The sequence below is a fragment of the Roseateles sp. GW835-FHT13E02 genome, assembly GCF_058794035.1.
Genome location: NZ_JBXAGJ010000002.1, coordinates 14847 through 28675, shown reverse-complemented (window position 1 = coordinate 28675; position 13829 = coordinate 14847). Strand labels below are relative to the sequence as shown.

The window sequence follows — 13829 nt, the reverse complement described above, 5'->3', positions numbered from 1 at the left end:
CTTTCGCTTGCAGGGCAGACAGCCGGTTTTGGGGGCTCAAATCGCCCCAAACCGGTGAACAAAGCGACGAAACGCAGGGCTTTTTGTCGGCTTTACCGCGGCTTTACGTTTCGGGTGACTTTCGGCACCGGGGGCGTGCGAACCTCAGGCCGGCGTGTTTTCGCTCGCTGTGGCGCTTGCGGCCGGGAAGGTCACCACATGGTCGACCAGAGGGCGGATGCCGATCCACTCGCCGACCTGGTGGTCGTGGTGTGAGGGCACATGGGCCTTGATGCGGTCGCCGGTGGCCAGGCGCAAGGTGTAGAGGAAATCTGCACCGCGGAACACTTTGCGTTCGATTTGCGCTTTCACCGGCGCCGCATCGTCGTGAACGATGTCGTCGGCTCGAAGCAACACTTCGCAGCGGCCGCCCTCGAAGGCGCTGGCCAGGGCACAAGCGTCGGCGTCCACCAGGGCGCCCAGGGGTGTCATCACTTCGGGGCCCGATTCGCCCTGGACGATGCGGCCGGGCGTGAAGACGCTGTGGCCGATGAAATCCGCCACAAAGCGCGTGGCCGGGCGGTGGTAGACGGTGTAGGGCGCGTCCCACTGCTCCAGCCGGCCCTTGTTCATCACGCCCACCACATCGCCGATGGCAAAAGCCTCGGATTGGTCGTGGGTGACAAACAAGGCGGTGGTGCCGCTGGCGTGGAGGATGGCGCGCAGCTCTTGCGAGAGGTGCTCGCGCAGATCGACGTCGAGGCTGGAGAAGGGCTCGTCCAGCAGCAGCAGGCGCGGCGCCGGGGCCAGGGCGCGGGCCAGGGCCACGCGCTGCTGCTGGCCACCGGACAGCTGGTGCGGTGCGCGCTTGGCGGCATGGGCCAGGCCGACCAGATCCAGCATCTCGCCGATGCGGCGCTCGCGCTCGCTGCGGCTCAGGTGGCGCAGGCCGAAGGCGATGTTGTCGGCCACCGACAGGTGCGGAAAGAGGGCGTAGTCCTGGAACACCATGCCGATGCGCCGGGCCTCGGGGGCCAGATGCAGGCCGCGGGCGGCATCGGCCAGGGGCTCGTGTTCGATCAGGATGCGGCCGCTGTTCAGTCGCTCCAGGCCGGCGATGCAGCGCAGCAGCGAGGTCTTGCCGCAGCCCGAGGGGCCGATCAGCACGCCGATCTGGCCGCGTGCCAGACCCAGGCTGACGCCATCCACCGCACCCGGTCGAGGGGTGCCAGCAAGGGTGGGGCTGGAGATGCTGGAGGCTTGACCCGTTTGCGGGCCGTGCGTGTGGCTGTGGGCAGCGCCGGGGTAACGCAGGCCGATCTGGTCAAGGGCAAGAAACATGGCCTTTATGATAGCCGCCCACACCGCGTGTTTCGAATGCGGATCGTTCGCATTTGCTTGATTCAGATCAAGCCAGGGCGCGTCGCCGGGCAGCGACGGCGCCGGGGCGTCGCCGGTGTCGTATCGTCCTTGTTGCCTTGTTGCCTTGTTGCCTTGTTGCGGTCCTGCCTGCCGCTTGTTCCGCTGTTCGTTCCTGACCACCGCCCGCATGCTGCGTCTGATCACTGTTGTTTGCCTTTTGCTGGCTGTGCCGGTGTTCGGTGTGCTCGGCTCCTGGTTCGGTCTCGATGCGCAAAGCCTGGCTTTGTTGCGCCACCAGCTGGAGACGGTGCTGCCGGCGTATGCCGCCTCGTCTCTTGTGCTGTCGGTGTCGGTGGCTTTGGGTGTGGCGGTGCTCGGTGGGGCCACCGCGGCCGCCGTCAGCCTCTTTGATTTTCCGGGCCGGCGCTGGTTCGAATGGGCCTTGCTCCTGCCCATGGCCATGCCGGCCTATGTGGCCGCGTATGCCTACACCGACGCGTTGCAGTACAGCGGCGCGTTGCAAACCTGGCTGCGTGAGCTCACCGGCAGCAGCAAACCCATGTGGTCCGATGTGCGCAGCCTGCCGGGTGCGGTGCTGCTGTTCGTGCTCTGCCTCTACCCCTATGTCTACCTGCTCACCCGCACGGCGCTCAGCGAGCGCGGTGTGACCCTGATGGAGACCGCCCGCATCCTCGGCGCCGGCACCTTGCGCCGCGTGCGCGAAGTGGCCTTGCCCCTGGCCCGCCCGGCCCTGGCTGCCGGCGTGGCGCTGGCGCTGATGGAGACCCTGGCCGATTACGGCGTGGGCTCATACTTTGGCTTGAACACCTTGACCACCGGCATCTACAAGGCCTGGCTGGTGATGAACGACCGCATGGCCGCGGCGCAGCTGGCCTCGGTGCTGCTGCTGGCCGTGGCCGGCCTGCTGTGGCTGGAGCGGCGCGCGCAGGCCCGCTTGCGCTTTTCCAGCAGCCGCGCCGGCGCCCAGCATGCGGCCGAGGCGCGGCCGCTGCGTCTGCACGGCGCGGCTGCGGCCCTGGCCGTGGGCCTGTGCACGCTGCCCATCCTCCTGGGCTTTGTGCTGCCGGTGCTGGCCTTGCTCAAGCTGATGTGGCTGGAGGCGCGCTACGGCGAGTTCGGCCTGCCTCTGGCCCGCTTTGCGCAGTGGGCCTGGACCAGCTTGCAGCTGGCTGGCCTGTCCGCCGCCCTGGCCGTGGCCATGGCCCTGGTGCTGGCCTACGCCGGCCGCATGAGCGCCGGTGCGGCGGCCCAGCGGGGGGCAGGAGCCGGGCTGCTGAAGCTGTCCACGCGCGTGGTGTCTCTCGGTTATGCCGTGCCTGGCGCGGTGATCGCGGTGGGCATTCTGCTGCCCCTGGGCTGGCTGCAAACCCATGCGCCGCAGCTGGGCCTGACGGGTGTGGTGACCGGCACGATTGCCGGCCTGATCTATGCCTATCTGGTGCGCTTCTCGGGCGTGGCCTTGCAATCGGTCGAGGCTGGCTATGCCCGCATCTCACCCAATGTGGACGAAACCGCCCGTCTGCTGGGTGCCAGCCGCCGGCGTGTGTTCTGGGAGCTGCATGCGCCGCTGCTGGCGCGCTCCAGCCTGGCCGCGGCCTTGCTGGTGTTTGTGGATGTGATGAAAGAGCTGCCCGCCACCCTGGTGCTGCGCCCCTTCAACAGCGACACCCTGGCCGTGGTGGCCTACCAGATGGCGCGCGACGAGCGCCTGGGCGAGGCTGCGCTGCCCTCGCTGGCCATCGTGCTGGTGGGCCTGGTGCCGGTGCTGATGCTCTCGCGGGCGATGCGCCAGCGATGAGCGTTCATCTACCCCTGGCCGCGCAAACAAGGGGTCAGTTCCGGGCCTGATCGCCCGATCCCCAAGGCCGGCCCGGCGTTACCGTGGCCACACATTGCCTCGTTTGCAAAGGTGTGCCCATGAGCTCAAGCCCCGTGCTGCCGGTCAAGACCTACCAGGACATCGTCCCGGACTACAGGACCTATGTGCAGTTCCAGACCGAGAAATGGGCCTCGCACGAGATCACCGTGCCCAAATGGGAGCAGGGGCAGCAGCGTTATCTGAACGCGGTGTTTGCCGAGGTGCCGCGCGATCTGCGCATTGCCGACATCGCCTGCGGCGACGGTGTCGGCCTGCGCTATTTCAAGCAGATGGGCTTCAGCGATGTGATCGGTGTGGAGTTCAACGAATCCAAGCTCGAGCGCGCCCGTGAGAGCGGCTACCCGGTGATTGCCGGCGATATGCACGAGCTGGTCAACTTCGAAGACGCGAGCGTGGACATCGTCTACTCCTCCCACACGCTCGAGCACGCCTACCAGCCGGCCAAGGTGCTGGCCGAGTTCCGCCGCATCCTGCAGCCCAATGGCGCGCTCTTCATCGTCTTGCCCTATCCCGATCCGGGCCATTGGAACGACGAGGCCCATGGCGCCAAGTACGAGCTGGGCACCCATCTGGACGATGAGGGCGCCAGCGTGATCCGCTACTTCGAGAACGCCGGCTTCAAGCTCTTGAGCGGCATGTTCGACAACTTCCGCGAACCCGAGATCTGGTTGATCTTCGCGCGCAGCAGCGACAACTGAAGGGTTCAGGGCTGCGTGGTCCCTCCGACAGGAATCGAACCTGTATTTGCCGCTTAGGAGGCGGCCGTTCTATCCATTGAACTACGGAGAGACGCGCCCGGTGGCCCGGGCCGCGCGAATTCTCGCATGAAAGATTGGCCGGCCACGCGGCTCCGGCACTGATGCTGCCGACTTCCGCTGCAATCCTGCGTTAGGCGCCGGCGGCCCTCATTCCCACTTCCACTGCCAGATCAGGTCGAGCGCGTTTTCATCGCCGGCCTGGCCGCGCAGGGTGAAGCGCTGGGCGATGCGGTAGATCAGCTGCCAGCTGCCTTGCGTGGCGTTGAGGCCGCGCTCAAACGCCACATACCAGCGCTTGGACAGCTGCTTGCCCACCCGCACCACGGTGCCGCGCACCTCGCCATTGCCCTCGCTGACCGACAGCTCATCCAGGCCGATGGACTTGATGACCTTGCCGGTGCGGCTCTCGCCACCGCCGTTGAGCAGGGCCATGGCGGCTTTTTGCAGCAGGGCGGTGTCGCTGCGTTCGAGGTTGTCGGGCGCGCGACCGAGCAGCAGCCAGGAGAGCTTGGCCGTGTCGGCCATATCGGGGTCGGAGAAGAGCTTGATGCGCGGTGACTGGGCGCTGCCGCCGATGGTCACGCCCACGCGCACCTCTTCTTCGCCCGGGCGGATGGCCAGGATGTCCAGGCGCGGGTTGTCCATCACGCCGCTGAAGCTGACCTGGCCTTTTTCGATCGTGAGCTTTTGGCCGTAGGCATCGACACTGCCGTTGACGGTGCGGATGCTGCCGTGCAGCTGCGGCCGGCCCTGGGCCTGGGTCATCTGCAGCTCGCCGGCCAGCAAGGTGTCCACGCCATGGCCGCGCACGCGCAGTTTCTGGCCCAGGTCGATGTCCAGCTTGAGCTTGATCTGCCGCCGCGCCGCGGCGGATTCCGCCGGAGCGGCCGGCACCTGCGCCACGCGCCGCACCTCGACATCGTCATCCAGCTCGGGCGCATTGCCGCGCGAGAAGTCAAACAGGCCGTCTTCGACATCGAGTTTGCCCTGCAGATCCAGGGCCTGGGCGTCCATGTGCAGGCGCAGCTGGCCGTTCACCGCCAGGCGACGGTCGACCCGCCGCAGCAGGGCGAACTTGCTGGCCTGGGCCTGGATGTCGGCCTGCGGCTTGGCGCCCAGCTGCAGCTTCCCTTGGGCATTGAGCTCGCCTTCACCGGCGCGCAGGCGCAGCTGCTGCAGCTCGGCATGGCTGCCCTTGAGCTGCAGGGCAAAGCTGCCGTCTTGCACATCGATGCCCAGCAGCGGGTTGCGCAGGCCCAGCTTGCTGCCCTGGATCTGGCCCACCACCTGCGGGTCGTTGAGCTTGCCGGCGAAGCTGGCGCTGGCGGCCAGGCCGCCGGCCACGCGCCAGCCCGAGGGCACCCAGGCGCCCCAGGTGCTGAGGTTGTCCACCCGCGCTTCCAGCACGCCCTCCAGATGCGACTGCGCCGAAGGCCAGGGGCTGGCCTCAGCGCCCTCGTTGCGCGCCGTCACCGCGCCGGCCAGCACGCCGATATTGCTGCCGGCAAAAGCCTGAGTCAGGTGCCAGCGACCGGGCGCCCCGATCACGCCCAGGCGCAGCTCGCTCAGGCCCAGGGCCTGGGTGCCGCCATCGTCGGTGACCTTGAGGTCGCCGCTGCGGCGCTGCAGGGACAGCTCCACGCCCAGCTGGGGCAGGGTGTGGATGCGGGCGCTGCCGTCCACCACCAGATCGCCGCCCCAGCCGAAATCGGGCTGCCAGCGTGCCATCAGGGGCGCGACGGCCAGGGGTTCCAGCGCCAGGTCGAGCTGCAGCTGATCGGGCCCCTCGGCGGCCTTCCAGGCCAGCTGCTGCCAGCGCAGGCCGGCGCCCAACAGCTCCAGCCTCCCGGGCTCGAATTGCGCGCCGCTGAGCTGACCTTGCGGGCCGCTGTCCACGCGCAGGGCCAGGTCTTGCGCTTGCAACCAGGGGGCCGGGGCTTTGTCGGCCGGTTTGGCCGTTTTGCTGGCTGCTGTGGAGGCCGGCACGCGTGCGTCGAGCTTGAGGCCGGTGGCGCGCCACTGTCCGCCCTGGGCCCAGAGTTGGGCCAGTTCGCTCGCCGCAGGGCTGGCGGTTCCGGCCGTGCCCAGGCTGCCCTTGAGGCCGATCTGGAACTGGCTGCGCGAGGGCTGGTCGGCCGGCTGGTGCGCGGGGCGCAGGGCGGCGGGCAGCAGCGCCGTGCCCAGGCCGCTGAGCTGCAGCTGGTGCTGGGCCCAGCTGCCGCTGAGGTTCAGCTGAGCCTGGGGCAGCTGGGCCTCGGGGCTCTTGAGCTGCTCCAGATCGAGTTGCAGGGCCAGCGGCGCGCTCAGGGAACTGGCAAGCTTGGCGTTCAGCCGTGCCTTGTCCAGGCTCAGCTGGTCGAGCTTGAGCGCCTGGCCTTGCAGCTCGGTCTGGCTTTGCCAGCTCCAGCGGGGGGTGCTGCGGGTGGCGTTCTTGCCACTGCTCTTGTCCGCTTCGGCTCGGCCCTGCCAGGCCAGCTGTCCGCTCAAACTGCCGGCCAGCTGATGGGCCGGTTCGCCCTTGGCAAGGGCTGGGGCCAGGGCTTGCCAGAGCGGCTGCAGGGCCTGCAGCTGGGGCGCTTGCAGCTGCAGCTGGCCCTCCAGGCTGTGGTCGGCCAGCAGCTGGGCGCGGCCTTGCAGCTGGTTGCCGCCGGCCTGCAGATCGGCGCGCAGGGTCGGCACTTGCTGATCGTTGGCGCGCTCGTAGCTGAGGTCGGCGGCCAGCTCCATGCCGGCCTGGCTGCCGGGCAGCAGGCGCAGCCGGGCCTGGCCGCGCGGGGCCTGGGCGAGCAGGCCGGCATTGCTCTGCAGGGCCGGGGCCTGCAGGTCAGCGCTGAGGTCCAGGTCCAGGCGGGCGCTGGGGCCCGGCGCTTGGGGCCAGAGGCGGCGCAGCTCGGGCACCATGCCGCGGGCATTGGCCTGCAGCTGCCAGCCGCCGGCCAGGCTGCCGGGCCGGCTGAAGGCCAGCTTGGCGCTGCCCTTGAGCTGGGCTTCGCCGGCCTGCATCAGCAGCTCTTGCAGGTCCAGGCCTTGCATGGACGCGACGGCGCTGGCCTGCAGGCGCACGGGGCTGTGGGCATTGAGCGGGGCGTTCTGCGGGCTGGTCGCCGCCGGTGCGGCCAGCTGGGCGCGCGCCGCAGCCGGCGTCACCGGGCCTGGCGGCAGCCAGCGGCCTTGCAGATCGGTCATGATGCGCAGCTGCAGCGGCGGCGAGCTGGCGGCCGATTTCTTGTCGCGTTGGCCTGATGCATCGTTGCCTGCTTCGATCAGCCCCTGCGAGGTGCTGAGCTCCACCGTGCCCGCGGCCAGCAAGCCGGCGGCGCGCGCATCCAGGCCCTCGCTGCGCAGGTTCTCCAGGCTCAGCGTGAGCTGGCTGCCGCCGGTGCTGCTGCTCTTGCCGCTGCCGCGCAGGCGGCCGGCGGGCAGGGCGCTGCTGCCCAGCAGCACATCGAAGGCGCGCAGCTGGATCTGGCTGGGGTCCAGGGCTGAAGCCTCGGCGTCCAGGCTCAGCTGGCGCACCGGCAGGCGCTGTTCGTTCCAGAGGCCGGCCGCGTGGTTGGCGAGTTGGGCCTTGATCAGCAGGGCGGGCTGCTTCGAATTTTTCTTGCCGGTCGTGCTGCTGTCGGCCAGCAGGCTCACTTGGCCGCTCAGCGCAGTTTTGGGCAGGCCCGACATCAGGGCCGAGAGGTCCAGCTGCTGCGTGTCCAGCTGCAGCTGGGGCAGGGGCCAGGCGGCGAAGGGGCGCAGCTGGGCCTGGGCCTGCAGCTGTTGGTTCTGGGCGCTCAGTGCGGCCTGGAGCTGCAGCTGGGCCAAGGGGCCGTGCAGCTCCAGCTGTGCGCCCCAGGCTGGCAGATCGGCCTGGGCGGCTGACTTCAGGCCCAGGCTGGCCTGCAGGGGCAGGCCGCTGCCGGCGCCCAGCGTGGCGCTGCCGCTGAGCTGCAACTGATCCCAGGTCAGCTGCTGAATCTGCAGCCGGTGCTCGGCGCCGGGGCTGTAGTCGGACACCGTGCTCAGGTCCACCCGGGCCTGCAGCCCGCGCACCGGCAAGGGGCTCAGCGTGGGCAGGGACAGGCGTTCGACCTGCAGCTGCGCGATGTGCACGCCCAAGGGGATGGGCAGCTCCTCAGGCACGGGGCTGGGCTCGGCGCTGGGCGCCAGATGCACCGTCACCTGGCGGGCACTCAGGCGCTCGACCATCAGGTCGCCCCAGAGCAGGGGCGAGCGGTTCCAGGCCAGGCTCAGGCCGGTCCAGCGCAGATCGTCGATCTCGATGCGGTCCTGGCCGCCAGGGATGGTCAGGCTCAGGCGCTGGGCCGAGAAGTCGCCGATCAGGCTGCCCTGCGGCGCCTCGACCTGCAGGCCGGGCACTTGCTGCAGCAGCCAGCGGCTGCCCGCCTCGCTGCCCAAACCCCACCAAAGGCCCAGGCCGGCGCTGCCGGCCAGCACCGGCAGGGTCATCAGGCCCAGCAGCAGGCCGCGGCCGCGGCGGGCTGGGGCGGGCTTGGGCGCAGGGCTGCTGTCGCCGGCGGGGGCGGCAGGGGTGCCAGGTGTGGATTCGGGTTCGCTCATGGGGCCGGGTCGGGGTTCGCGGCGTTGGCGCTCTTCTTCATCATCGTCATCATCAAAGCGCGATGCCAACGCTGAAATGCAGGCGCCATTTTTGGGTCTCCTGGCCGCGGGCCAGGTCCAGGCGCAAGGTGCCCAGGGGGCTTCGGTAGCGCATACCGAAGCCGTAGCCGATGCTGGGCTTCAGGTCACGCCAGTGCTGGGCCGCCTGGCCGGCGTCCACGAACACGGCGCCGAGCAGGGCAGGCATGCTGGCGGTCAGGCCATGGGCCAGCTCGACGCTGCCGTTCCACAGGATGCGGCCGCCGGTGGCATTGCCATCGGCATCGCGCGGGCCCAGGTCGTCGAGGCCGTAGCCGCGCACGGTGTCATCGCCGCCGGTTCGAAAGCGCAGCTTCTCGGGCAGGCCGACCTCCTGCGAAGCGAAGACCTGGCCCCACTCGCTGCGGGCGCTGCCGAACCAGCCGCCGGGCAGGGGCTGGTAGGCCTGCAGGCGCACATGGCTGCGCAGAAATCCGCCGTTACGGGCTTCGGAGCTGTCGGCTCGACCGACGCCCAGCAACAGGCTGGCGCTGTAGCCCCGGGTGGGGGTGAGCGGGCTGTCGAGCCGGCGGTGGATCCACTGCACATTGGCCGAGGCGGCGCCGGCGCTGATGGTGCCTTGCGGGTCGGTCTCGCGGGCGCGCAGCAGCTCCAGGTAGTAGGTGCGGTCCTGCCGCTCGGTCTCGCGGGTGCGGCCGACGCGGGCGCGCAGATTGACCGTGGTCTTGTTGTCCACCACCAGGCGCTCCAGGAACAGGGCGCCCACATTGCGCTGCATATCGGGCTGCGGGTGCGAGCTCAGCTCCAGGTCGTAGGAGCTGTTCTTCTGGCTGAGCTTGAGCTTGCTGCGCGCACGCAGGTCCAGGCCGAAAGGGCGGCGGTGGATGTAGTCGGCGCCCAGGCGCGGGCCGCTGCCGGTGTCGTAGCCGATGCTGGCGGTCAGTTGCTGGCGCGGGGCCTCGCGCAGCTTGATGTGCACGGGCGCAGCTTCGGGCGGGTCGCTGAGCGGCTGGATGTCGACATTGACGCTGTCGAACAAGGTGGTGCGGACCAGGCGCTCCTGGAAATCCAGCAGCAGCTGCTCGGTGTAGGGCTGGCCGACGCTAAAGCCGGCCAGGCGCTCGACGCTGCTGCGCGGCTGGTATTTGAGGCCTTCGATCTGCAGCTCGCCGAGGCGGAACAGCGGGCCGCTGTCCAGCTTCAGGTCCAGCTCGGCGCTCTGGGTCTCGGCATCGATGCGGGCGCTGTGGGTGTCCAGTGTGGCGAGCGGGAACCCACGCGCGCGGGCCGTGGCCAGCAGCTCGTTCTTGGCCTGCGACCAGCGCGGCTGCGAGAAGCCCTGGCCCAGGCCCAGCGACCATTGGCCCTTCAGGCGCTCGCGCAGGGCGGCCAGATCGGCGCCCGCCACCGGGGGCTGGTCCGGGGCCAGGGCACCGGCGAACTCGATCTGCAGCGCCTTGACCCGGGTCTGCGGGCCGGGCTCCACCTTCACCGTCACCACCACCGGGCTGCCTTCGTTGCGGCTGACCTGCACCTGGGCGTTGAAGAAGCCTTCGGTCTCCAGCAAGGCCTGGGCCTGCTGGGGCGCGGCCTGGATCAGGCGGCCCAGTTCCTGGCGGCTCAGGCGCTGGTCTTCGGGGGCGCTGCGGAAGCGGGCCAGGTCCAGGTGTTCCTGCAGCAGATCGCGCAGATCGCCGGGCGCCTCGACCACCAAGTCGTACTCGGCCACCAGGCGCACTGGCGCGGCATCGGCGGCGGCGCCAGGCACGGCGCTGGACGGCGGTGGCTCGCTCTTCCAGAGACTGCTGATCGATGCGCAGCCAGTCAGGCCCGCCGCCGCGAACAGCAGGGCGCCGCGCAGCAGCCGGGGCAGGGTGTGGCTCATTGGCTGAGCAAACGCATCGCGCCTTCCAGGCCTTGCAGGGACAGGGGGAACATGCGTTGCTGCATCAGGTTCTGGATCAGGGACACGCTCTGGCGGTACTGCCAGACGCCTTGCGGCTCCGGGTTGATCCAGGCGTATTTGGGGAAGGCGTGGGTCAGGCGTTGCAACCATTCGGCGCCGGGTTCTTCATTGTTGTATTCGACGCTGCCACCGGGCTGCAGGATCTCGTAAGGGCTCATCGTGGCATCGCCGACAAAGATCAGCTTGTAGTCACGGTTGTATTTGCGGATCAGGTCCCAGGTGGGCGTCTTCTCGGCGAAGCGGCGGCGGTTGTTCTTCCAGACAAAGTCGTAGACGCAGTTGTGGAAGTAGAAGAACTCCAGGTGCTTGAATTCCGTCTTGGCGGCCGAGAACAGCTCTTCGACGCGGTGCACATGCTCGTCCATGGTGCCGCCCACATCCATCAGCAGCAGCACTTTCACCTTGTTGTGGCGCTCGGGCACCATGCGGATGTCCAGCATGCCGGCGTTGGCGGCGGTCTTGCTGATGGTGTCGCTCAGGTCCAGCTCCAGGTCCGAGCCCTCGCGGGCAAAGCGGCGCAGCCGGCGCAGGGCGACCTTGATATTGCGCGTGCCCAGCTCGAGCTGGTCGTCGTAGTCCTTGTAGGCGCGCTGCTCCCAGACCTTGACGGCGCTCTTGTTCTTGCCGGCGCCACCGATGCGTATGCCTTGCGGGTTGTAGCCGCTGTTCCCGAAGGGGCTGGTGCCGCCCGTGCCGATCCATTTGTTGCCGCCTTCGTGGCGCTCTTTCTGCTCCTCGAAGCGCTTTTTCAGCGTCTCCATCAGCTCGCTCCAGCCCATCTTCTCGATGGCGGCTTTTTGCTCGTCGCTCAGTTCCAGCTGCAGATGCTGGCGCAGCCATTCCAGCGGCAGCTCCTGGCTGAAATCGCTGAGCAGCTCCACGCCCTTGAAATAGGCGGCGAAGGCGCGGTCGAACTTGTCGAACTGCGTCTCGTCCTTGATCAGGGTGGTGCGGGCGAGGAAGTAGAAGTCGTCGATGGAGGCGGCGCCCTCGCTGCCGATCACGCCTTTCTCCAGGCCTTCGAGCAGGCTGAGGAACTCCCGCACCGACACCGGCAGCTTGGCCGCCCGCAGGGTGTAGAAGAATTTGATCAGCATGGGAGGAGGGGCAGGAAGGGGGGTGGTGCGCCCGGCGCGGGTGGGGCTTTGATTATCGGTGTCTGGATCAACGCTTCTTGGCGGCTTTGGTGGACGAGGTCGCTTTCTTGGCCGCTGCCCCGCCATCATGCCGGGCCAGCCAGGCAAAGAACTCACCGTACCACTGACGGCTGTTGCGTGGCTTGAGGATCCAGTGGTTCTCGTCAGGGAACCAGAGCAGGCGGCTGTCCACACCGCGGGCCTTGAGGGTGTTGTAGTAGGCCAGGCCCTGGGCGTCGGGCACGCGGTAGTCCATGGCACCGTGGATCACCAGGGTGGGCGTGTTCATGTGCTGGGCAAAGCTGTGCGGGCTTTGCGAGGCGATCTTGGCCGGGTCGTCCCAGTACCAGCTGCCCAGCTCCTTGGCATGCCAGGTGTAAGCGTCGTCGGCAAACATGGCCTGCCAGTCGAAGCAGCCCGCGTGGCACACATAGGCCTGGTAGCGGCCGGCCGGCACATGGCCGTTCATCCAGGCGACCATGTATCCGCCGTAGCTGCCACCGGTGGCGAACACGCGTTTCGCATCGGCCCAGGGCTGGGCCAGCAGCCAGTCGGTGCCGGCCTCAATGTCCTGCAGCTCCAGCTCGCCCCAGCGGTGGGTGATGGAGTCCAGGAAGGCGTGGCCGAAGCTGGACGAGCCGTGGTAGTTCACGCAGGCCACCACATAGCCTTGGGCGGCAAACACCTGGTGGTTCCAGCGCCAGTGCCAGCTGTCGCCGAAGGCGGTGTGCGGGCCGCCGTGGATGACATGCATCACCGGGTAGGCCTTCTTTTTCTTCGGGTTGAAGCCGGGCGGGTAGATGAGCCACATCTGGACCTCGTCGCCCTGGCCGCCCTTGAGCATCACTTCCTGATGCTTGCCGAACTCATGACGCTTCAAATGCTCGGTGTTGAAGCGCTCGATGCGTGCGTGGCTGCCGTCTTCTTCCAGCAGGCGAGAAATGCGCGGCGGGAACTGCACGCTGTCGTGGTTGACCAGCACCACACCGGCCGCTTGCGCGAAGCTGCCCACATGGCCGCCCTCGAACAGAATCTCGGCCTCGCAGCGGTCCAGGTCGAAGCGCCAGAGGTGGCGGCGGCCGGCTTGTTCGGCGGCCAGCAGGAGGGCGCTGTCGTCGGCCTCCCACACCAGCGGCGCACCCACCTCATGGTCCCAGGCTTCCGACATCACGGCCCATTGGCCGGCGGTGTCCAGCACGGCCAGCTGTCCGGGCATGGTGTGCTTGAGCCCAAGGTGGCTGGCGACGAAGGCCAGGTGTTGGCCGGCATGGCTGTGACGCGGCGCGCGGAAATCCCAACCCTCTACCTGCAGCAGCACGCGGTGCTGGGCGCTCTTGACCTCCACCTCGCCGAGGGCGAAGCAGTGGTCCAGGCGCTTCTCGGCGGCCGGGTCGAAGGCGTAGACGATGCGGCGGCCATCGGGCGAGATGTCGAAGCTGTGTTCGTCGGGGTCGGCCAGGCTCAGGGCCAGGTCCGTGCCCTCGAAGAGATCGCGCACCTTGCCACTGTCTACATCGACGACCAGCAGATGCGGCACCCGGCCCATGGGCACATGGTGATCCCAGTAGCGGTAGACGGCGTCTGAGGTGACGTAGCCGCTTTCCTTGCGGTCCTTGAAGTCCTTGAGCGCCTGCGCTTGGGCGGCCTGGCCTTTCAGCTCGGGCCAGACCCAGGAGATGAAGGCGATGCGGCGGCCATCCGGAAACCATTTGAAAGCCTGTACGCCAGTGGCGACGCCGACGCCGGGCAGGCCGACGCGACGGGCCTCGCCGCCGTCGGGGGCGATCACATAGAGCTGCGGCTCGCTGTCCTTGGCGCCTTCCTGCTCGCGCCGGGCGATGAAGGCGATGCGGTCGCCGCGCGGGCTCCACTGCGGCGCGCCGTCCTTGCTGTCGGGGCTGCCGGCCTGGGTCAGCTGGCGCGGCTCGCCGCCCAGGGTGGACAGCAGATAGAGGTGGGACTCGGTCTTGTTGCTCGCCATGTCGCAGCGGCTGACGCTGGCCACGGCCTGGGCGCCATCGGGCGAGAGGCTGGGCGCGCCGACGCGGGCCAGGGCCCAGAGGGCCTCCACGTCAAAGGTCTCGGGCTTTGCTGCGCGTGGGGATGCCGCCATGGTCGGTCTT

Annotated in this window: 7 protein-coding genes and 1 tRNA gene; 2 read left to right on the top strand and 6 right to left on the bottom strand. The window is 68.7% G+C overall.

All coding sequences use genetic code 11. The features are described from left to right. Positions 1 to 144: 144 nt before the first annotated feature. Complete coding sequence (locus AC1Q6P_RS01905) at positions 145 to 1320, bottom strand: ABC transporter ATP-binding protein (RefSeq protein ID WP_171825781.1); 1176 nt, start codon at positions 1318 to 1320, stop codon at positions 145 to 147. Positions 1321 to 1528: 208 nt separating this feature from the next. Here AC1Q6P_RS01905 and AC1Q6P_RS01900 point away from each other — a divergent pair, with 208 nt between their 5' ends. Together AC1Q6P_RS01900 and AC1Q6P_RS01895 are read left to right on the top strand one after the other, a co-directional pair. Next, positions 1529 to 3160 (top strand): ABC transporter permease, encoded by a 1632-nt coding sequence (locus tag AC1Q6P_RS01900; RefSeq protein ID WP_492662797.1) that lies wholly within the window; start codon positions 1529 to 1531, stop codon positions 3158 to 3160. 119 nt (positions 3161 to 3279) lie between these two features. Beyond that, positions 3280 to 3939 (top strand): class I SAM-dependent methyltransferase, encoded by a 660-nt coding sequence (locus AC1Q6P_RS01895; protein WP_102767516.1) that lies wholly within the window; start codon positions 3280 to 3282, stop codon positions 3937 to 3939. Between the two features lie 16 nt (positions 3940 to 3955). On the opposite strand, the gene AC1Q6P_RS01890 is transcribed toward AC1Q6P_RS01895, so the two are convergent. The 5 genes from AC1Q6P_RS01890 to AC1Q6P_RS01870 all read right to left on the bottom strand — a co-directional run bounded on the left by AC1Q6P_RS01890 (position 3956) and on the right by AC1Q6P_RS01870 (position 13819). Then, a tRNA-Arg gene (locus tag AC1Q6P_RS01890) sits at positions 3956 to 4030 on the bottom strand. Positions 4031 to 4146: 116 nt separating this feature from the next. After that, positions 4147 to 8565, bottom strand: coding sequence for a translocation/assembly module TamB domain-containing protein (locus AC1Q6P_RS01885; RefSeq protein WP_492662796.1), 4419 nt, complete (start codon positions 8563 to 8565; stop codon positions 4147 to 4149). A 52-nt stretch (positions 8566 to 8617) separates the two neighbouring features. Next, entirely contained in the window at positions 8618 to 10489 is a 1872-nt protein-coding gene (locus AC1Q6P_RS01880; RefSeq protein WP_492662795.1) for an autotransporter assembly complex protein TamA, read from the bottom strand. After that, entirely contained in the window at positions 10486 to 11667 is a 1182-nt protein-coding gene (locus tag AC1Q6P_RS01875; RefSeq protein WP_102767513.1) for a vWA domain-containing protein, read from the bottom strand. Before AC1Q6P_RS01875 ends, AC1Q6P_RS01880 begins: the two co-directional genes overlap by 4 nt. Positions 11668 to 11734: 67 nt before the next feature. Then, positions 11735 to 13819, bottom strand: coding sequence for a S9 family peptidase (locus AC1Q6P_RS01870; protein WP_492662794.1), 2085 nt, complete (start codon positions 13817 to 13819; stop codon positions 11735 to 11737). Positions 13820 to 13829: the final 10 nt, after the last annotated feature.